Source organism: Staphylococcus pseudintermedius, assembly GCF_001792775.2.
Lineage (GTDB): Bacteria > Bacillota > Bacilli > Staphylococcales > Staphylococcaceae > Staphylococcus > Staphylococcus pseudintermedius.
The window spans coordinates 42,455-64,680 of the sequence record NZ_MLGE02000016.1 but is presented as its reverse complement, the minus strand read 5'-3'; the positions used below and the strand labels follow the sequence as shown (position 1 = coordinate 64,680).

Sequence of the window (22,226 nt, the reverse complement as noted above, 5' to 3'; positions counted from 1 at the left end):
AGCGAGTATCAATCGCTTATTAAAGACCATTCACTACTTGATAGTCAATAATAAATTATATGATTATCAGAAAGCACCACACTAACGCAACCATATAATCATATACATCATAACACCTTATTCAAAAAAGTAAAAATTGGACGGTCTAGTTCAGTAATGTCAATTTTAATTATTGAACCCTTGACAAATCGTAGGAAAGAGACTGAGAAAACTAATGTCCCAGTCCCTCCCTAATATTTAAATTAAAAGTAGATGTTGAAATGATGATGCGTGAATAGGTTCGCCTATCACATCTCATTATCGCGCTCACGTTCTTCAATGGTACGAGAAAAGTCCTTTTCATCATCAATATGCGTCATTTTAAAATGCTTCGTATGCTCACGTCTCAACGCATTCATCAATGAAAAAATCATCAATAATAAGATAATCGAAAATGGTAATCCAGTTACGACTGATGCGGTTTGTAAACTTGTGAGGCCACCAGCAACAGTTAATGCAACAGAAATGGCACCGATTAAAATACCCCATACCATTTTGTGTTTACGCTTAGGATTTTCAACGCCACCTGTCGCCATACCTGATACGATATGTGTGGTTGAGTCCGCACTCGTCACGATAAAAGTAAAAATTAAAATAATGGCTAAAGCACTTGTCAATTCGTATAACGGAAACTTGCTTAATAATTCAAATAGCGCTACCGTATAATCTTGATCGACAATTTTTTCAATTCCATCTTGATGATGTAATGCCCAGTTAATAGCAGTCCCTCCAAAACCTGAAATCCATAAAAATGAAATACAAGGTGGAATAATTAAGACGCCGACGACAAATTCGCGAATCGTCCGTCCTCTTGAGACACGAGCAACAAAACCACCAATAAATGGCGACCACGAAATGACCCATGCCCAATAGAACACAGTCCATTTTTGAATCCATGAATTGTCACCCGTATAAGGATCCATACGTAAACTATACTGTATGAAATGTGTCAAATAGTCCCCAATTGAAACGGTGAATGTTTCGACGATAAATCGTAAATCCCCGAAAATAAAAATAAACAACAATAACAATGCACCAATCATAATATTTATGTTACTTAGCCACTTCACGCCACGATTGATACCTGTTAATGCAGAACCGAGGAAAATGAGTGTCATGAGTAACGTAATCAAAATTAATGTGAGCGACGTGTTCGGAACTTTAAAGACATGGTTTAAACCACCAGCAATTTGTAAAATACCAAGACCGATAGAAGTCGCAATCCCCATAACTGTTGCAATGATGGCCAAAATATCAATGACGTTACGAAATGGGCGTCGATACGTTTCGCCAAAAACGGGTTCCATTGCAGTAGAAATCAGACCATCCCGATTTTTCCGGAATTGGAAATAGGCGACGATTAAACCGCTCATTGCGAAAATCGACCATTGCGAAATTCCCCAATGAAAAAAAGTATAACCCATCGCAAGGCGCGCAGATTCTACCGATTGACCGTCGACCGATTTTGGAAACGGTGAATGCAAGTAATGGGTTAACGGTTCAGCCACGCCCCAAAAGACAATGCCGACACCTAAGCCAGCCGAAAAAAGCATACCGATCCACGACATAAATGAAAATTCTGGCTCTTCATCATCGCGGCCTAATTTGAATCGGCCATATCTCGAAAGTGCTAAGAAAATTAAGAAAATGTCGAGTACAAAAACGATAATTAAAAAGAGCCAGCCAAAGTTTAAAGCTAACGCATCATATGTATTTTGGGCATATGCGCCAAATGTTTTAGGAAAGATGGCTGCTAATAAAGTGAGAATTAAAATGATACTGAACGAAATGGTGTAAACAATATTACGATTCTTTTTCTTTAAATTGTTGTGCTTGTTCATGTGAACCCCTTTCTTAATGCCACGAAATTGAGAGATAATAGTAGTTGAAGATAACAATAAGGTCACTAATGATAAAAGTTCTAAATTATCTCTATAAATAATTGTTTGAAACCCTTTAATTATGTCAACATTGTATATGGAGAATAAAAAATAAAGGGATGGTCAAAACAATGACAACAAAAATTAAACGCTTTGATGATATTACTATACAATTATATGATAAGCAATACCGTGATGCGTTATATCAATTCGAATTAAATGAGCGACAACGTATCTATTCTTCATTACCCAAAGAAGTCTTGGATGATGCATTAAACGATGACAATAGAGTCGCAAACATCGTACTAAATGATCAAGATGAAGTAATTGGATTTTTCGTACTGCATGAACATTATCAACACGAGGGCTATGACACACCGTATGAAGTGGTGTACATACGTTCGTTATCCATTAATGAAGCGTATCAAGGGAATGGCTACGGCACGAAAATTATGATGACATTACCAGAATATGTGCAAATGATTTTTCCGGATTTTAATCATTTGTACTTAGTCGTGGATGCAGAAAATGAATCGGCTTGGAATGTGTATGAGCGTGCAGGTTTTATGCATACGGCAACGAAAGAAGAAGGACCCATCGGCAAAGAGCGTCTCTATTACCTCGATTTGGACCATAAATATGTATCCTCATTAAAACTTATAAAGAGCGAGGGTTCGAAAGCAGGCCCGATTGAAATTGTTAACTTCATTTTAGATGGAGAAAAAGTAGGATTTTTAGCGATTGAAGCATTTAACGAACGGCTGATTATTCGTGCACTTTACGTTGATGATGCACATAGAGATACAGGCATTGCGCAAAATGCACTGCGTCAATTGGCGACCTATGTACGAAAAGAAAATCATGATACGAAAGTGATTGAAGTCACATTGTTTGGACCTAATCATCAACTGACACCGCTGTTTGTTAAAAGTAATTTTGTGGAGACATTGACGACGGATGATTATGTCACATTAGAAAAATATATTAATTATTAGTCGGGTGATTCGTCATTCATACATGTACCAATCCGCAAACCATTTCATATGGCTTCGAAAAATCTCGCTGAAAACATTGCGAAATCATCAGCAGTGATTTATAATTTAATTTTGTTAAAGTCGATGTTTAAAACGCATCTATCACGCAATAGATGTGTATGAATGTAGCGCAACATAATCAAAAGGTGACGGTCATACGCACCTATTTTTTACAAATTGAAATATCCGAATGAACAGAAATGTTAACCTTTGAAAGGAAGATGTGCTGATGAAATTACAAGATTACACACAAGAAATGGTTGATGAAAAATCATTTATTGATATGGCTTATACGCTTTTAAGTGAACAAAATGCAACGATGAACCTTTATGATATTATTGATGAGTTTAAACGTATTGGTCATTACGAAGATGCACAAATTGAAGACCGTATCGTTCAATTCTACACAGATTTAAATACGGATGGTCGTTTTTTAAGTGTAGGTGATAACGTTTGGGGACTTCGCGATTGGTATTCAGTAGACGATATTGAAGAAAAAATCGCACCAACCATTCAAAAATTCGATATTCTTGATGAAGACGATGAAGAAGATAAAAACTTAACATTATTAGGTGAAGATGATTTAGATGGCGATGACAACATTCCAAATCGTACTGATGATCAAGAAGATTTAGATGATCCTGAAGATGAACGTGTTGAAGATGAAATTGAAGAGTCAGACCTCGTAGTTGAAGAAGACGAAGAAGACATCAATGAAACATACGATGAAGACGATGAACTTGAAGAAGAGGAAGAAGAAGAAACATTTTAATTTCTGATTTCTAAATAAAGTTTGTTGACTTTTTACGACAACATGATAGAATTTTATTCGGGCTCCTTTAATTAGGACGGATAAATAAATGAAAACGATAGAAAGTAGTGATGGCTCCGAAATGACGAGTCTCATCTATCGTTAAGGTTCCCCTTACAATCATGATATTGTGAGTGGGAACTTTTTTTAATTTTATGAAACATTGCGGACGTTAAGTGATTCTAAGACGATAAAAGTGGCCGTATGTTCATTAATGCGAAGTGTTGGCCATACAATCTTCATCGCACTGCAACGACGACAACTTTTTGAAATTGAGAATACAGTCTTGCACATAATCAATGATTGGCATACAAATTCACCCCTACATTTTGAAAGGTACTTCAGACAACAAACGAGGAGGAAATTGAATTATGACTAAATTTATTTTCGTAACTGGTGGCGTGGTTTCATCATTAGGTAAAGGGATTACAGCCGCTTCACTAGGACGCTTATTAAAGGATAGAGGATTAAAGGTGACGATCCAAAAATTTGATCCTTATTTAAATGTGGATCCAGGTACAATGAGTCCATATCAACACGGGGAAGTTTTCGTGACAGATGATGGTGCTGAAACGGACTTGGACTTAGGTCATTATGAACGTTTTATCGACATTAACTTAAACCAATACTCTAACGTAACAGCTGGGAAAGTGTACTCACACGTGCTACAAAAAGAGCGTCGTGGTGACTACTTAGGTGGGACAGTCCAAGTCATTCCACATATTACAAACGAAATTAAGTCACGTTTGTTACTCGCTGGTGAAAGTACAAATGCAGATGTTGTCATTACTGAAATCGGTGGGACAACAGGTGATATCGAATCGTTACCATTTATTGAAGCGATTCGCCAAATTAAGAGTGACTTAGGCCGCGACAACGTGATGTATGTACACTGTACTTTATTACCGTACATTAAAGCAGCAGGTGAAATGAAAACGAAACCGACACAACATAGTGTGAAAGAATTACGTGGTTTAGGGATTCAACCTGATTTAATCGTTGTGCGTACAGAATATGAAATGACGCAAGACTTAAAAGACAAAATTGCATTATTCTGTGACATTGATAAAGAAAGCGTCATCGAATGTCGTGATGCAGAATCACTTTATGAAATTCCGTTACAATTAAGCCATCAAAACATGGACGATATTGTCATCGAACGTTTAGGACTTCAAGTGGATCGCGATACACAACTCGATGAATGGAATCATTTATTACGTGTCGTGAATAACTTAGAAGGTAAAGTGACAATTGGTCTTGTCGGTAAATATGTGTCACTTCAAGATGCGTACTTGTCAGTGGCTGAGTCACTTAAACATGCGGGTTACCAATTTATGAAAGATATCGAAATTCGTTGGATTGATTCAAGTGAGGTTAATGATGACAACGCTGCAGAATATTTATCAGATGTCGACGGCATCCTTGTTCCAGGTGGTTTCGGTTTCCGTGCAAGTGAAGGTAAAATTTCAGCGATTAAATATGCACGTGAACAACAGATTCCGTTCTTCGGTATTTGTTTAGGGATGCAACTTGCGACAGTGGAATATGCACGTCACGTCGTTGGTTTAGAAGGTGCGCATTCAGCTGAATTAGATCCGAATACACCATACCCAGTGATCGATTTATTACCAGAACAAAAAGATATCGAAGACTTAGGCGGTACATTACGTTTAGGTTTATACCCATGTACAATTCAAGAAGGCACATTAGCTGAAAAAATTTACGGAAAAACAGAAGTGGAAGAACGTCATCGTCATCGCTATGAGTTCAACAATGAATATAGAGAACAACTTGAAGCAGCAGGTATGATCTTCTCAGGTACAAGCCCAGACGGTCGTTTAGTTGAAATGGTGGAGTTAAAAGAACATCCATTCTTTATCGCATGCCAATTCCACCCAGAGTTTTTATCAAGACCGAACCGCCCGCAACCGATCTTCAAATCATTCATTGAAGCGGCATTGTTACAACAAAATAAAACGAAATAATAAACATTGCAGTCCTATGGAACTTTTCATAGGGCTGTTTTTTTGATTTTATAGGTGAAAAATCATTGTTAAAACCGCCCCTTAAATGATGAGCGGTACATTAGAAAATAAAACGAATGATTTCTCCTGAAAATGACAGGCTACATTAACATTCTCGCTATCTTCTGCTACATTTAAAATGACGATAATATTTAAGGTGAAATTTAAAAAATGGCAGTCGAACAAGTCGTGAAATAAGTAGCACTCATGGCAAGCAATTTGTAGCTTAATGATGAAATAACGCCTATGCTTTAAAGTGCATCAAGTTAACGTGAAGTAGAACTCAACCTTATAATGGAAACCCTTGCAAAAATGTAGAAATGCGATTGACAAACTTTGTGACAATGCATAAAATTTACATGAAATTAATATTTAATTAATAATTAAGGGGAGGATACATATGTTTAAGTTTTTAAAACCGCCAGTAGCTGCAACACCTGTACCAGAAAGGCAGCAAGATGAGACATATAAAAAATTAAGGTTACAAGTGTTTATTGGTATCTTTTTAGGCTATGCAGGTTATTATTTGTTGCGTAAAAACTTTTCAATCGCAATGCCGTACTTAGCGGATATGGGTTTTTCAAAGGCAGAACTCGGGTTTGCGTTATCCGCGATTTCGATTGCTTACGGTTTTAGTAAGTTTGTCATGGGGACGGTCAGTGATAGAAGTAACGCCCGTATCTTTTTAACGTTAGGACTTGTGTTAACAGCTATCGTCAATTTACTGATGGGCTTCATTCCTGCGTTAACATCAAGTGTCACGATCATGTTCATCATGTTATTCCTCAATGGTTGGTTCCAAGGTATGGGCTGGCCGCCGTCAGGTCGTGTGCTCGTGCATTGGTTTAGTGTGAGTGAACGTGGAAGTAAAACGGCGATTTGGAACGTCGCGCATAACGTCGGTGGTGGTTTAATGGCACCAATCGCATTGTTTGGGATTTATTTAACAGGTTCATTGAGCTTTGGTTATTTACAAGGCTTTGAAGGGGCATTTATTTATCCTGCGTTACTTGCGATTGTCATTGCGATTGCGTCATACGTTTTAGTGCGTGATACACCGCAATCAGTCGGTTTACCATCAATCGAAGCGTATCGTGATGATTATCCAACACAAAAGAAAGAGACATTCGAAACAGAATTGACGACGAAAGAGATTTTATTCAAATACGTCCTTAACAACAAATGGGTGTGGATTATTGCGATTGCGAATATTTTCGTCTACTTTGTCCGATATGGTGTGTTAGACTGGGCGCCGCTCTATTTAAGTGAAGTGAAAAGCTTTGATATGAAAGAATCAGGCTGGGCCTATTTCTTATACGAATGGGCAGGTATTCCAGGTACACTTATCTGTGGTTGGTTATCAGATAAAGTATTTAAAGGTCGTCGTGGTCCAGCAGGCTTTATCTTTATGATTGGTGTAACGATTGCGGTTGTCGTATACTGGCTCAACCCACCTGGCAATCCACTCATTGACAACCTTGCATTAATTACAATTGGCTTTTTAATATATGGTCCAGTAATGTTGATTGGTTTACAAGCATTGGATTATGTGCCGAAAAAAGCAGCGGGGACTGCAGCCGGTTTAACAGGTTTATTCGGTTACCTCGGTGGCGCTGTCATGGCGAACATTGTCATGGGTGCGATTGTAGATCATATGGGTTGGAGTGCAGGCTTCATCTTATTAACAATCATTAGTGTCTTAGCAATGATTAGCTTCCTCTTCACGTGGAATAAACGTGGACAAGAAATCGTACATTAGAATAGATGAAAGGCAAGTATCTTTTAATTCAAAAGAGGTACTTGTCTTTTTAGTATGTTATTATCAAATTATATTTTTATATATTTAAGATAAGTGATAAAACGTGTGGAAAGTGGAGGGGTATCACAATGAAATTTTGGCTTAAATTCATTTGTTTTATCATTGCATCTATTTTAATCGCGCACTTTATTTGGAACGAAATGAGGATTGCGTCCCTGTTTATCAGTATCATCACTTTAATCGCTTTTTCTATCATTGAGTATGTGTTCAAAAAGAAAGAGAAGGAATAGAATTGCGGTCTTACTTGATATAGAAGTTACACACTGGAAAGGTCATCAATAAGTAGAGACGTTTTCAGTGTGTAAAATTGGACTGTGAGTAGGGAGAGGGACATTTAGTTTTCCCGGTCCCTATCTTATGAATACTATTCCAAATCTAAATCACGCATCATTTCAACCATTTGCGTATAAATTTCATAATACACATAATTCAACGCCATGAGATGCGGTTGTACGACTTTATCATAATCTTCTGTGTAAACAATCGGTCTCGGTGTCGACAAATTAATAAAATGCATTAAATGATCCGGTAATTCAACTTCTTTAGGTTTATTCGTAATCACGACAACATCGCGATCATCCGCAATTAATTGTTCCAAATCACGTGCCATTTCCTCGCTATACTCCGCTCCGAACAGTAACACTCTATCTGTCGTGTCTAACACGTCAAACGAGGGATAATCGTCTAGCGCCAAACTTGAATGCAATTTCTCAAAACTCGTTAAGATGTAGGATTCAAAGCATTTTAAATCACCATAACCTTTAATGTAAACATGACCTTCGCCACCCATCGCTTGAATTAAACTTTGTGCAGCCATTTGAATATCCAACTCTTGCTGATCGAGTCGATTAAATATACCTGTTAATTGTGTTGTGAGCATTTTTGACATGCATGTTGCCTCCTTTTTGGTCAATTTTTTGTATATATATAAAATTAAATTTTTGGTTTTTTAACAGCTGTTAATGCTACGAAATTCAAAATTCATTTTATAAAATAATCGTGTTAGAATCAATTCACAGCAATGGTTGCGCTTACATGATAAATTACGATATTTTTCACAAATTTAGTGCGATTTTGCGGTGCATATTAACAATGACTTTGCTATACTGTATTTATAAATATTCGTGCGACATGCACGCAAGGAGGAACTTTCATGCCTTTAGTTTCAATGAAAGAAATGTTAATCGACGCAAAAGAAAATGGTTATGCTGTAGGTCAATATAACCTAAATAACTTGGAGTTCACACAAGCGATTTTACAAGCGTCTCAAGAAGAGAATGCGCCTGTAATTCTTGGTGTATCTGAAGGAGCAGCAAGATACATGGGTGGCTTCTACACTGTAGTTAAAATGGTAGAGGGACTATTACACGACTACGAAATCACAATTCCTGTTGCGATTCATTTAGACCATGGTTCAAGCTTTGAAAAATGTAAAGAAGCGATTGATGCTGGTTTCACATCTGTTATGATTGATGCATCACACGAGCCATATGAAGATAACGTGAAAATTACGAAAAAAGTTGTAGAATACGCGCACGAACGCGGTGTATCTGTTGAGGCTGAATTAGGCACTGTTGGTGGTCAAGAAGATGACGTTGTTGCTGAAGGTGTTATCTATGCTAACCCAACTGAATGTCAAAACTTAGTTAAAGCTACAGGTATCGATGCATTAGCGCCTGCTTTAGGTTCAGTTCACGGACCATACAAAGGTGAACCAAACTTAGGTTTTAAAGAAATGGAAGAAATCGGTGCTTCAACTGGATTGCCATTAGTATTACACGGTGGTACAGGCATCCCTACTCACGACATTAAAAAAGCGATTTCATTCGGAACGGCTAAAATCAATGTTAATACTGAGAACCAAATTGCTTCAGCTAAACGTGTTCGTGAAGTATTGGATCAAGACAAAGAAGTTTACGATCCACGTAAATATTTAGGACCAGCTCGTGAAGCGATTAAAGAAACTGTAATTGGAAAAATTAAAGAGTTCGGTACTTCAGGTAAAGCAGCAAACATTAAAGGTTAATCTATTTTAAGAGATGTCACACACGTATCACATGTTTGTGCAGTGTCAACATCATTAAATTCAAAAGAGGGTAGCATGATCACAAGTTGTGAGTCGGTTACTCTCTTTTTCATATTTTGATAATCGTGATGACGCTCTATAGTGAAAACGTGTAGGAAACGCTTGATGCAAAGGTAGGCAAAGTCGTTCAATCGCTATCATATTTACAAAAATTGAACGCAAAGTAGGGCTAAACATCTCAAAGCGTCGTTTTTTCATTTTGCAATTTGAAAAAATTTACTTTATAATGCTTTTAATATAGTATTATAAGGTTAAAATGAACAAGGGAAAAGGAGTTCAATGACATGGCACAAGAAGTGATAAAAATAAGAGGTGGCCAAACTTTAAAAGGGAGTGTTGAAATTAATGGTGCGAAAAACAGTTCAGTTGCCATAATACCTGCAACATTAATGGCAGAAGCACCGGTAACATTAGATGGCTTGCCACAAATTTCTGATGTTGAAACGCTGGTTAGCTTATTGGGAGATTTAAACATTAAGACTGAACTTAACGGCTCAACTTTAGTAGTAGACCCGACACATATTGAAAACGCCCCTTTGCCAAACAATAAAGTTGAATCTTTGCGTGCTTCTTATTATATGATGGGGGCTATGCTCGGTCGCTTTAAAAAGTGCGTCATTGGTTTACCTGGAGGATGTCCGCTTGGGCCGAGACCGATTGATCAACATATTAAAGGGTTTAAGGCTTTAGGTGCAACAGTAGATGAGTCGAGCCTCACATCAATGAAAATTGAGGCAGAACGTTTGGTAGGCGCGAACATTTATTTAGATATTGTCAGTGTAGGTGCAACGATTAATATTATGCTTGCTGCGACACGTGCGGAAGGGCAAACGATTATCGAAAATGCAGCAAAAGAACCTGAAGTGGTCGATGTTGCCAACTTTTTAAATAGTATGGGCGCAAAGGTCACAGGTGCAGGGACAAGTTCGATTAAAATTGTCGGTGTGCCTCATTTACATGGTAGCCGCCATTCAATCATACCGGATCGTATCGAAGCTGGAACGTACATGTGTATTGCGGCCGCTTGTGGTGAGTCGGTACATATTGACAACATTATTCCAAAACATATGGAAGCACTCACTGTGAAATTGAAAGAGTTAGGTGTTACAATAGAGACAGGCGATGACTACATGATAGTCCAATCTTCTGCACCTTATAAAAGTGTCGATATCAAAACGCTTGTGTACCCCGGTTTTGCAACGGATTTACAACAACCTATTACACCTTTACTCTTCTTAGCAAATGGACCTAGTTTTGTCACTGAAACGATTTATCCAGAGCGCTTCAGACATGTGAAAGAGTTACAAAAAATGAATGGATTGATAACAGCAGACCAAAATACTGCGACAGTGAAGCCATCGAAATTAACAGGCACCGAAGTGTACGCAAGTGACTTACGTGCAGGTGCATGCTTAATCGTAGCTGGATTGTTAGCAGAAGGTGTGACAACGATTTATAATGTGAAGCATATCTACCGAGGTTATACAGATATTGTGAAAACACTTAAAGCGTTAGGTGCTGATATTTGGACGGAACAAGTTAAAGCTTAATCCGATTAATGTTGTTATCACAAATTTAAAATTGAGAGGTGATAACTATGGAAGTATGTCCATATTTAGAAGAAACATTTAAAATTTTAGGACGCAGTTGGAACGGTTTGATTTTGCATTACCTTTCGACTTGCGATGGATATAAAGCGCATTTCTCAGAGATGAAAAGACATTTACGTCCAATTACTAATAGAGCCTTGTCTATGAAAGTGGCTGAGTTGGCTGATGCAGAGTTATTAACGAAAGAAGTTATTTCGACAAATCCGCCGTCAGTTTGTTACCATTTAACAGAAAAAGGTGTAGCATTGGCACGTGCATTAGAACCGCTCGAAACTTGGGCGCATGACTATATTGATTTAGAAGAAAAAGCGCTATAAGCATTCAAAGAAAATAATAAAAGAGTAAGACGACGCGAACGATTGGTGTATGTGCTTACTCTTTTATTGTTTATCAAGTTAATGTAATGACAGAAAAAATTTGATTTGTAGGGTCAGGTTTAAAAAGGAATAAACTTGGCAATACAAAGTGTATGACATTAAATGAAGGAGTGTTTGTTCATGAGAGATCAAACAAAACAATATATTAATGGTGAATGGGTTGAAAGTCATAGCGGTGAAACGATAGCAGTCATTAACCCAGCCACAGAAGAAGTATTTGGTCATATCGCAAAAGGGAATAAAGCAGATGTAGACCAAGCAGTTCAAGCTGCTCATGACGTGTATCTTTCATTTCGTAACTCGTCTGTCAAAGAACGACAAGACTTGTTAGATCGTATTGTTAAAGAATATGAAAATCGTAAAGATGATTTAATAGAAGCAATGACATTAGAGCTAGGTGCACCTGTGACACAATCAGAAAAAGTGCACTATCAAATGGGCTTAAACCATTTTAAAGCTGCACGTGACGCATTGAATGATTTCCAATTTGAAGAACGTCGCGGAGATAACTTAATCGTGAAAGAAGCAATTGGTGTTGCAGGACTTGTCACACCTTGGAACTTCCCAACGAACCAAACATCACTTAAATTAGCGGCAGCATTTGCGGCAGGAAGTCCGGTTGTCCTCAAACCATCTGAATTGACGCCATATGCAGCGATTATTTTAGCTGAAATTTTCGATAAAGTTGGTGTACCCAAAGGTGTATTTAACCTTGTCAATGGCGATGGTGAAGGTGTCGGTACACCGTTAACTCAACATCCTGATGTCCGCATGGTGTCATTTACAGGTTCTGGTGGCACAGGTTCAAAAATTATGGAAGCGGCGAGCAAAGACTTCAAAAAAGTATCATTGGAACTCGGCGGGAAATCTCCATTTATCATTTTAGATGATGCGAATCTTGAAGAAGCGGCTAAAGCGGCAGTGAAGAAAGTTGTTAACAATACAGGGCAAGTATGTACAGCAGGCACACGTACATTAGTGCCGGAAAGTATTAAAGACGATTTTCTTAAAGAAGTAAAAAAACAAATGGCGAACGTGAAAGTCGGCGATCCACAAAATACTGAAACACAAATGGGTCCTATTGTGAGTGAAAAACAATACAATCAAGTACAAGACTACATTCAAAAAGGCATCGATGAAGGCGCTGAACTATTATACGGGGGTACAGGTAAACCGGATGGTCTAGATAAAGGGTATTTCGCGAAACCTACAATCTTTACAAATGTGAATAATCAAATGACAATCGCGCAAGAAGAAATTTTTGGACCTGTTATGTCAATTATTACGTATAAAGATTTAGACGAAGCGATTGAAATTGCTAACGATACAAAATACGGACTTGCCGGCTATGTTTTCGGTCAAAACAAAGAAAACCTTATCCGTGTTGCACGTTCTATTGAAGCAGGTACTATCGAAATTAACGAAGCTGGACGTGCGTCAGACTTACCATTCGGTGGTTATAAACAATCAGGTATTGGCCGTGAATGGGGCGACTTCGGTATTGAAGAATTTTTAGAAGTGAAATCTATTGCAGGTTATTACAAAGGTGAATAACTGTTTGAAATAGTGTGTGAAAACATGCGTATCAAAAGAAAGCGAAGAGGCTGGGAATTAAGTTTTCCCAGCCTTAATGTTTTCATAGATTTATGTTTCATTAATGATTAAAAATTGTTGGAAAATGTGAGTGAACGGGATAAAAATGATACTATAGTCTTGTTGGATTTCAAAAACTTGTCCAAAGTTGTTGCATATGATGTAAGTTTGCCCAGAAGATTGAGACTCCATAGGGAATGCATACTGCTGACAGCGACCGCTTTTCTTTGATAATGGCTACGCTTTATCACAGTAGCTGTCTGGCTTCTAAATGTTTACACTTTTGAGAAGCCGAGTCAGCCTTGCGGAGGTAACACGACGAAATCTGTGTTGCAGATGAGATTTCTGTACTGCTCCCAAAATGCACTAACGCCTCAACGAATGAAATAGTTTAATCAAGCGTTAGTGAGTTGAAAAATCAGCCCCTAGTAAAGGTCATCCATGAAGGCAATCAAAAACACAAATCATTGTAGTAGGGCGAGTTCAACAAGAATATTGTATCAATAGCATCAAAATCTTTTGTCTCCCAGTCCTTTTTTTAATTATTTTAAAGAAAATTTGAGTATTGAAATAAAGTCAAAAATGGCTAAACTGAGTGGGAAAATTAGGATCTCTTTATTTTATGGACAAGCCAATTTTCTATGATTTTCTGAACTTATAAAAATGAGTAAAATTGATGACAGATATTGAAAAAATGATGATGTATCAAATCTGAATTTTTCCTGTCATTTCCATTGATATTTTGTCATTGAGCCCATTATTTGATATAGTAAGGTTTAATCGTAACATTTGCGATTAAATAGAATTTAAAATGAAATGAGTGTTTAACATGTCAAGGGAACGAACATCTCCGCAATATGAATCTTTTCATGAATTATACAAGAATTATACAACAAAGGCCCTCACTGAAAAGGCAAAATCTCTTAAACTTGTTAACTATAGTAAATTAAATAAAAAAGAACTCGTACTTGCAATCATGGAAGCGCAAATGGAACAAGATGGAAACTACTATATGGAAGGTATCCTCGATGATATCCAACAAGATGGTTATGGGTTTTTACGAACGGTTAACTTCTCCAAAGGTGAAAAAGATATCTACATTTCTGCTAGCCAAATTCGTCGATTCGAAATTAAATTAGGCGATAAAGTAACCGGAAAAGTTCGAAAACCGAAAGAAAACGAAAAATATTATGGATTACTACAAGTTGACTTTGTGAACGATCACAATGCAGAAGAAGTCAAAAAACGCCCTCACTTCCAAGCTCTTACACCTTTATATCCAGATGAACGGATTAAATTAGAAACAGAACCTCGAAACTATTCAACACGTGTAATGGACTTAATTACACCTATTGGTTTAGGACAACGCGGCTTAATTGTTGCACCACCTAAAGCAGGGAAAACCACTTTACTAAAAGAAATTGCCAATGCGATTGTTACGAACAAACCGAATGCTAAACTTTTCATTTTACTCATCGGTGAACGACCAGAAGAGGTAACTGACATTGAACGTTCAGTTGATGAAGCAGAAGTAGTACATTCTACGTTTGATGAGCATCCAAAACATCACGTAAAAGTTGCTGAATTGTTGCTCGAGCGTGCAAAGCGTCTCGTCGAAATTGGTGAAGATGTCATTATTTTAATGGATTCACTGACTCGTTTAGCCCGTGCGTATAACCTCGTTGTACCGCCGAGTGGTCGTACATTATCGGGTGGTTTAGATCCAGCGTCATTACATGGTCCTAAAACATTTTTTGGTGCTGCCAGAAATATCGAAGCAGGTGGCAGTTTAACAATTTTAGCCACTACGCTCGTTGATACAGGTTCTCGTATGGATGATATGATTTATGAGGAATTTAAAGGGACAGGGAATATGGAGCTCCATTTAGATCGACGCCTTTCTGAACGTCGTATTTATCCAGCGATTGATATTTCTAGAAGTTCGACGCGTAAAGAAGAACTCCTTGTTCCGAAAAACGAATTGGATAGCTTGTGGCAATTACGCAATATGTTTTCAAATTCACCTGACTTCACAGAGCGTTTCATTCGTAAGTTGAAGAAAACGAAATCCAATGCTGAATTCTTTGAACTTTTACAACAAAGTGCGGCTGAAAGTAGTAAAACAGGTAAACCGATTATTTAATCAGAATAATTTTAGATGTAGGGTTGCAATTTCATCATGCGGCCTATATAATGTTTAAGTATTGGGTAAAAACTCAGAAATAACTCTGTTCCGGATGGTTCAGGGCAAAGGAGCTGAAAATTATGAAACAAGGGATTCATCCAGAATACCGTAAAGTCATCTTTTTAGATACGACAACTGATTACAAATTTTTAAGCGGTTCTACTAAATTTTCTAACGAAACAATGGAATGGGAAGATGGTAACGAGTACCCAGTTATTCGTTTAGATATTTCTTCTGATTCACATCCATTCTACACAGGACGTCAAAAATTTGCTGCGGCAGATGGTCGTGTGGAACGTTTCAACAAAAAATTTGGTCTCAAATCAGACAACTAAGACAACATTGGCTTGGGTGGATAGCTGTCCTCTCAAACTGTATGCTTAATGAAATGTGAATAAAATGTACGTCAACACGTTTTCTTTGATACTGTATCATAAGGAAACGTGTTGTGCGTTGTAGTGGGTCAACGGAATCTAAACCTTTAGATTGTGTACCCACTTTTTTATTATCTGCTTTGCTAGGGCTTTACCTCATTTATCACATTCTGAAAGTTTAAAGGGGGATTTTAAATCAAATAAACAAGAATTTAATGAATTTTGATATACATACGAATTACATCAACGAATACGTATATTTTATGATATAATGAATTGATTTTGTTTTGAAAAAGGTGGAAAGAATCATGTATGAAGCGTACCATTCAGGTTGGATAGAATGCATTACTGGAAGCATGTTTAGTGGCAAGTCAGAAGAGCTCATCAGACGCTTACGCCGAGGTGTCTATGCAAAGCAAAAAGTGGTTGTATTTAAACCAACAATTGATGACCGCTACCATAAAGAAAAAATTGTTTCTCATAACGGTAATGAAATAGAAGCGATTAACATTTCTAAAGCAAGTGAGATATGGCACCATGACTTAAATGGTGTGGATATTATCGGTATTGATGAGATTCAATTTTTTGATCGAGATATTGTAGACATTGCACAAACGCTTGCCGAAAGAGGGTACCGTGTAATTACTGCAGGTCTTGATATGGATTTTAAAGGCGAACCTTTTCACCCTGTTCCTGAAATGCTAGCGGTGAGTGAACATATTACAAAATTACAAGCGGTCTGTGCGGTTTGTGGGGCATCATCGAGTCGTACGCAACGATTGATTGATGGTAAACCTGCAAAAGTGGATGATCCGATTATACTTGTAGGTGCAAATGAAAGTTATGAGCCGCGTTGTCGTGCACATCATATCGTAGCACCGAGTGAAAATGATAAGGAGGCGTTGGAATAATGTTTGATCAATTAGACATTGTTGAAGAACGTTATGAACAACTGAATGAATTGTTAAGCGATCCAGAAGTTGTGAGTGATTCAAATCTTCTTAGAAAATATTCTAAAGAACAATCAGAATTACAAAAAACGGTAGAAGTGTACCGTCAATATAAACAAGTGAAAGAAGATGCTGAGGAAATTGAATTAATGCTTGCTGAAACAGATGACGCTGATGAAGTGGAAATGTTAAAAGAAGAAGCAAGTGCATTGAAAGCAGAAGTGCCAGAACTAGAAGAGCAGTTAAAATTATTGCTCATTCCAAAAGATCCGAATGACGAAAAAGATGTTATTGTGGAAATTCGTGGGGCTGCAGGTGGCGATGAAGCGGCTATTTTTGCTGGTGATTTATTCCGTATGTATTCTAAGTTCGCTGAGTCACATCGTTTTAAACTTGAAATTGTAGAAGCGACAGAAAGTGACCACGGTGGTTATAAAGAGATCAGTTTTTCAGTTTCTGGCGACGGTGTTTACAGTAAATTGAAATATGAAAATGGTGCGCACCGTGTTCAACGTGTTCCTGAAACAGAATCAGGTGGCCGTATTCATACGTCAACAGCCACAGTTGCAGTCCTACCAGAAGTAGAAGATGTAGAAATCGAAATCCGCAACGAAGACTTGAAAATCGATACGTATCGTTCAAGTGGTGCAGGTGGACAGCACGTTAATACAACGGACTCTGCCGTACGGATTACTCATATTCCAACTGGGGTCATTGCGACATCTTCAGAAAAATCGCAAATTCAAAACCGTGAAAAAGCGATGAAAGTGTTGAAAGCACGATTGTATGATATGAAGTTGCAAGAAGAACAACAAAAATATGCAGCGCAACGTAAGTCAGCGGTGGGTACAGGTGACCGTTCTGAACGTATCCGTACATATAACTATCCGCAAAGTCGTGTGACGGACCACCGTATTGGTTTAACATTACAAAAATTAGACCAAATTATGGAAGGCAAGTTAGACGAAATTGTGGATGCGTTAACGATGCATGAACAAACTGAAAAATTGAAAGAGCTTAATACTGGTGAATTATAAAGAGTGGCGACAACAGGCTGAGCAGCAAATGGTGGTGAAAGGATATGAGCCGAATGCCATCCAATGGTTTATGATGGATACGTTGCAATGGTCGAGAACTTCACTCATTTTGAATGAAATGACGCCAATGGCTGAATCAACGCTTAAACAATTGAATGACGGTTTATCACAACTGCTCACGGGGATGCCAGTGCAATACGTTGTCGGTCAATCGGAATTTTACGGTCGCCAATTTAAAGTGAATTCGGATGTCCTCATTCCTAGACCCGAGACAGAAGAAGTGGTGCATTATTTTTTAACACAGTTGGCAGCTGCTAAAGTTGTTGCTGACATTGGTGTGGGAAGTGGTGCGATTGCCATCACTTTAAAAGCTGAACGACCTGAATTGCGTGTTATTGCGACAGATATTTCATTTCAAGCGTTAGCGGTCGCACGAGAAAATGCTCAGCGCCTGCAACGAGACATCACCTTTTTACAAGGAAATGCGTTACAGCCATTGATTGATCAGGACGTTCGATTGGACGGTTTAATTTCTAATCCACCCTACATTGGTGAGCATGAACGCACATTAATGGATAACAGTGTGATTCAATATGAACCGCATGTGGCTCTTTTTGCAACCCAAGAAGGCTATCAAGTTTATGCAGCAATATTACGTGATTTGCCTCATGTCATGCAAGACGGTGCGCCGGTCGTCTTTGAAATTGGCTTTCAACAAGGTGCACAGTTAACGCGTATGATGCAACAGTTGTATCCGCATATTACGCCAGAAGTCATAAACGACATCAACGGTCATGCACGAATTTTTCATTTTAAATGGACTCAGCCATAGTCGCTTTGTCTGTGAAGCAATGAAAATTTCGCGAATGAGCGTCAATATAACAGCAATTAAAAATGGATGCACGACAGTAAAATCTAAGACGTATTCTTACGATTGAAGTCATGCACCCATTTTTATTTTTGTAGTAAAATAGAAGAGAAGGAGAGGTGGACGTTAATGTCAGAAACGAAAATTTGGGATGTTCGAGATTATACAACACGATTAGAAGAATATCCAAAATTACCAGAAATTGTAAAAACTTTACAAGATGGCGGTCTTGTCGTGCTACCGACAGAAACAGTTTACGGTTTAGGTGGAAATGCGAAAGACGATACGGCCATTCGTAAAATTTATGAAGCAAAAGGGCGTCCTTCCGATAACCCTTTAATTGTGCACATTCATGATACGGATCAGCTTGACGATTTTGTAGCAGATATTTCGGAGTCGACACGTAAGTTAATGGAAGCTTTTTGGCCGGGGCCGATTACCTTTATATTACCGTTAAAACAAGGATTTTTATGTGATCGGGTGACAGGTGGATTGAATTCTGTGGCAGTGCGTATGCCGAGTCACCCTGTAGCATTAGCATTATTAAAAGCAGTCGATTTGCCGATTGCAGCACCGAGTGCAAATTTAAGTGGACGACCTTCCCCAACAACGTTTGAACATGCGTTTCATGATTTGAATCATCGGGTGGAGGGCATCATGCGATCGACGCAAAGTGATGCAGGACTTGAAAGTACAGTTGTAGATTGTACATCATTTCCATTTCGCATTGCGCGACCAGGGACGATAACGCGCAACATGTTGAATGATATTTTACCACAATCTGTCGAAGTTCACAGTCCACTAGCTACTGAAAAACCGATTGCGCCAGGGATGAAATATCGTCATTATGCGCCGTCAACGCCTCTTAAAATGATAACGCAACTCAATGCACCGATTCACGAAGACGCACATGAAGACTGGTCGAAAATCGCATTTATCGTCCCTGAAACGAAGAAAAAGTTTTTGCCAGCAAGTGCGCAAGTCATTGTCATAAGTGAAAGTGAATCCGATATTCAAGGTGCAAACCATAATCTATATGACGTGTTACATCAACTGGACCAACTCAATGATGTCGACATGGCATACATTTATGGATTTGAAGATAACTTTGACACTGAAGCGTTGAGAAATCGGATGCTTAAAGCGGTCAGTCAACAAGTCGTAAAGGGTGAGTCGTTATGAAAATCGTATTTGTATGTACGGGCAACACGTGTCGTAGTCCATTAGCCGAAAGTATTGCGAAACAATTAATGCCAGACTTTGAAATTGTTTCAAGAGGGCTGATGGCACAAGAAGGGCAACCGATATCGTCACATAGTCGCGAATTATTACAACGTCATGAATTACCGATACCGAAGGGTGCACAATTGTTTGATGCAGGGGATGCTGAAGCGGATTTGATTTTAACGATGACGACTGCACATCGCCAAATGATTCAAGCGATGTATGGCCCGCAAGTGAATGTGTATGCATTAAACGATTATGTGGATGAAGATTTGCCAGTAGAAGATCCTTATGGCGGGCAGTATGAAACGTATGAACAAGTCTTTGAACAGTTGACACGGATGATCGACAAGTTAAAGTCTAAATTAGTGACAGAATAATTGTATAATCAGTATAAGTTAAAGAAAAAATAAGTTATAATAAAGGACGTATAGCATGTTTCGTAGTCCTTTCATTATTGTTTTTTTGACTCATCCGATGAACAAGGGGGTAACGGTATGCAGGATTTAAATCAATTATTAGAAGAACTTAAAGCCCAATCGTTTTTTAATGAAGGTGAGATATGTGTCATAGGTTGTTCGACTTCTGAAGTTCAAGGGGAGCGTATAGGGACGACTGGCTCGATAGATGTCGCTCAGGAAATTTTCGAAGCACTTGTTAAGATTCAACAGGAGACAGGTGTTTCATTTGCATTTCAAGGTTGTGAACATATCAATCGTGCCATTACTATTGAACGTAAAGACTTTGATCCATACGTGATGACTGAAGTCTCTGTCGTTCCAGATGTGCATGCTGGGGGTTCTTTATCAACGCATGCGTATCGTCATATGGAAGCACCCATGGTAGTCGAACATATTCGAGCTGACAAAGGTATTGATATCGGTCAAACATTGATTGGTATGCATCTGAAGCATGTGGCAGTACCTGTTCGGACTACAGTGAAACAAGTTGGCCAAGCAATTGTGACTGTAGCAACATCTCGACCGAAAAAAATCGGGGGCGAACGTGCTAAATATCAACTTTAACAGAAAAGAGGGAATTGTCTATGTCATTTCTTGCTAAACAAGATAAGTCTGTATTTGAAAGTATTCAAAAAGAGTTTCATCGTCAAAACACAAGCATTGAGTTAATTGCATCTGAGAACTTTGTTTCTGAAGCAGTCATGGAAGCACAAGGTTCAGTCATGACGAATAAATATGCTGAAGGTTATCCTGGACGCCGTTACTATGGGGGATGCGTATTTGTAGACCAAACGGAACAGCTTGCAATTGATAGAGCAAAAGCACTTTTCAATGCTGAACATGTCAATGTCCAACCGCATTCTGGTTCACAAGCGAATATGGCTGTATATCTTGTTGCACTTGAACATGGTGACACAGTACTCGGTATGAATTTAAGTCATGGCGGTCACTTAACGCACGGTTCACCAGTTAACTTTAGTGGTAAGTTCTACAACTTTGTGGAATATGGTGTAACTAAAGACGAAGAGCATATTGACTATGAAGAAGTTCGTAAGTTAGCAAAAGAACACAAGCCTAAATTAATCGTAGCGGGTGCATCTGCTTATTCACGTTCAATCGACTTCAAGAAATTTAAAGAAATTGCTGATGAAGTTGGCGCAAAGTTAATGGTAGATATGGCGCATATTGCAGGGCTTGTTGCAGCGGGTCTTCACCAAAACCCAGTTGAATTTGCGGATTTCGTTACAACAACAACGCATAAAACGTTACGTGGTCCTCGTGGCGGTATGATTTTATGCAAAGAAGAATATAAAAAAGAGATTGATAAAACAATTTTCCCTGGCATTCAAGGTGGTCCACTTGAGCATGTGATCGCTGCGAAAGCTGTTGCATTTGGAGAAGCATTACAACCAGAATTTAAAACGTATCAACAACAAGTGATTAAAAATGCGCAAATGCTTGCAAAAACTTTAAAAGATAATGGCTTTAGAATTGTATCTGGTGGTACAGATAACCATCTTGTATCAGTAGATGTTAAAGGTTCTGTAGGCATTACAGGTAAAGTAGCAGAAGAGGCACTTGATGAAATTGGTATTACATGTAACAAAAATACGATTCCATTCGATCAAGAGAAACCTTTTGTTACAAGCGGTATCCGTTTAGGTACTCCAGCTGCAACAACACGTGGTTTTGATGAAAATGCTTTTGAAGAGGTTGGTCGTATTATAAGCGACGTTCTTAAAAACCATGAAGATCAGAAAGTTTTAGCAGATGCGAAGTCACGTGTTCAAGCGTTGACTGAAAAATTCCCTTTATATCAATAAACCAATTATTTTAGAACAAACGGAGGCAATA

General features: G+C 38.3%; 19 protein-coding genes. 17 read left to right on the top strand and 2 right to left on the bottom strand.

Annotated elements, in window-relative coordinates; translation table 11 throughout:
- Window positions 1–287: 287 nt before the first annotated feature.
- Entirely contained in the window at window positions 288–1,880 is a 1,593-nt protein-coding gene (locus tag BJK46_RS10405) for a BCCT family transporter (RefSeq protein WP_014613317.1), read from the bottom strand.
- 170 nt (window positions 1,881–2,050) lie between these two features.
- On the opposite strand from BJK46_RS10405, the gene BJK46_RS10400 reads away from it, so the two are divergent.
- From BJK46_RS10400 to glpT, 4 genes are all read left to right on the top strand, one after another.
- Window positions 2,051–2,914 (top strand): GNAT family N-acetyltransferase, encoded by an 864-nt coding sequence (locus BJK46_RS10400; RefSeq protein WP_014613318.1) that lies wholly within the window; start codon window positions 2,051–2,053, stop codon window positions 2,912–2,914.
- 268 nt (window positions 2,915–3,182) lie between these two features.
- Window positions 3,183–3,725, top strand: a complete 543-nt coding sequence (gene rpoE, locus BJK46_RS10395; RefSeq protein ID WP_037542515.1) for a DNA-directed RNA polymerase subunit delta — start codon at window positions 3,183–3,185, stop codon at window positions 3,723–3,725.
- Between the two features lie 410 nt (window positions 3,726–4,135).
- A complete protein-coding gene (locus BJK46_RS10390) occupies window positions 4,136–5,749 on the top strand; it encodes a CTP synthase (protein ID WP_014613321.1) in 1,614 nt (537 codons plus the stop codon).
- A 439-nt stretch (window positions 5,750–6,188) separates the two neighbouring features.
- Complete coding sequence (glpT, locus tag BJK46_RS10385) at window positions 6,189–7,547, top strand: glycerol-3-phosphate transporter (RefSeq protein ID WP_014613322.1); 1,359 nt, start codon at window positions 6,189–6,191, stop codon at window positions 7,545–7,547.
- Between the two features lie 424 nt (window positions 7,548–7,971).
- Here glpT and BJK46_RS10380 read toward each other — a convergent pair whose 3' ends face one another.
- Window positions 7,972–8,496, bottom strand: a complete 525-nt coding sequence (locus tag BJK46_RS10380; RefSeq protein ID WP_014613324.1) for a DUF2529 family protein — start codon at window positions 8,494–8,496, stop codon at window positions 7,972–7,974.
- Between the two features lie 264 nt (window positions 8,497–8,760).
- Here BJK46_RS10380 and fdaB point away from each other — a divergent pair, with 264 nt between their 5' ends.
- The 13 genes from fdaB (at window position 8,761) to BJK46_RS10315 (ending at window position 22,195) form a co-directional block, all read left to right on the top strand.
- On the top strand, window positions 8,761–9,633 hold the full coding sequence (gene fdaB, locus BJK46_RS10375; protein WP_014613325.1) for a class IIb fructose-bisphosphate aldolase FdaB: 873 nt from the start codon (window positions 8,761–8,763) through the stop codon (window positions 9,631–9,633).
- Between the two features lie 344 nt (window positions 9,634–9,977).
- Window positions 9,978–11,243, top strand: coding sequence for a UDP-N-acetylglucosamine 1-carboxyvinyltransferase (locus tag BJK46_RS10370; protein WP_037542521.1), 1,266 nt, complete (start codon window positions 9,978–9,980; stop codon window positions 11,241–11,243).
- A gap of 47 nt (window positions 11,244–11,290) precedes the next feature.
- A complete protein-coding gene (locus BJK46_RS10365; RefSeq protein WP_014613327.1) occupies window positions 11,291–11,620 on the top strand; it encodes a winged helix-turn-helix transcriptional regulator in 330 nt (109 codons plus the stop codon).
- Window positions 11,621–11,800: 180 nt separating this feature from the next.
- Window positions 11,801–13,234, top strand: a complete 1,434-nt coding sequence (locus tag BJK46_RS10360) for an aldehyde dehydrogenase family protein (protein ID WP_014613328.1) — start codon at window positions 11,801–11,803, stop codon at window positions 13,232–13,234.
- A gap of 868 nt (window positions 13,235–14,102) precedes the next feature.
- Window positions 14,103–15,416, top strand: coding sequence for a transcription termination factor Rho (rho, locus tag BJK46_RS10355; RefSeq protein WP_014613330.1), 1,314 nt, complete (start codon window positions 14,103–14,105; stop codon window positions 15,414–15,416).
- A 122-nt stretch (window positions 15,417–15,538) separates the two neighbouring features.
- Window positions 15,539–15,793, top strand: coding sequence for a type B 50S ribosomal protein L31 (locus BJK46_RS10350; RefSeq protein ID WP_014613331.1), 255 nt, complete (start codon window positions 15,539–15,541; stop codon window positions 15,791–15,793).
- A gap of 347 nt (window positions 15,794–16,140) precedes the next feature.
- Window positions 16,141–16,743, top strand: a complete 603-nt coding sequence (locus BJK46_RS10345) for a thymidine kinase (protein ID WP_014613332.1) — start codon at window positions 16,141–16,143, stop codon at window positions 16,741–16,743.
- Window positions 16,743–17,819, top strand: a complete 1,077-nt coding sequence (gene prfA / locus BJK46_RS10340; protein WP_037542524.1) for a peptide chain release factor 1 — start codon at window positions 16,743–16,745, stop codon at window positions 17,817–17,819. Before BJK46_RS10345 ends, prfA begins: the two co-directional genes overlap by 1 nt.
- Window positions 17,809–18,651 (top strand): peptide chain release factor N(5)-glutamine methyltransferase, encoded by an 843-nt coding sequence (prmC, locus tag BJK46_RS10335; RefSeq protein WP_051144724.1) that lies wholly within the window; start codon window positions 17,809–17,811, stop codon window positions 18,649–18,651. The genes prfA and prmC overlap by 11 nt, the downstream gene beginning before the upstream one ends.
- 165 nt (window positions 18,652–18,816) lie before the next feature.
- A complete protein-coding gene (locus BJK46_RS10330) occupies window positions 18,817–19,869 on the top strand; it encodes an L-threonylcarbamoyladenylate synthase (RefSeq protein WP_020220238.1) in 1,053 nt (350 codons plus the stop codon).
- A complete protein-coding gene (locus BJK46_RS10325; protein ID WP_014613336.1) occupies window positions 19,866–20,291 on the top strand; it encodes a low molecular weight protein arginine phosphatase in 426 nt (141 codons plus the stop codon). Before BJK46_RS10330 ends, BJK46_RS10325 begins: the two co-directional genes overlap by 4 nt.
- Window positions 20,292–20,408: 117 nt before the next feature.
- Window positions 20,409–20,936, top strand: coding sequence for a TIGR01440 family protein (locus BJK46_RS10320; RefSeq protein ID WP_014613337.1), 528 nt, complete (start codon window positions 20,409–20,411; stop codon window positions 20,934–20,936).
- Between the two features lie 20 nt (window positions 20,937–20,956).
- Window positions 20,957–22,195: a serine hydroxymethyltransferase gene (locus tag BJK46_RS10315; RefSeq protein WP_014613338.1), complete on the top strand. Its 1,239-nt coding sequence runs from the start codon at window positions 20,957–20,959 to the stop codon at window positions 22,193–22,195.
- Window positions 22,196–22,226 lie beyond the last annotated feature (31 nt).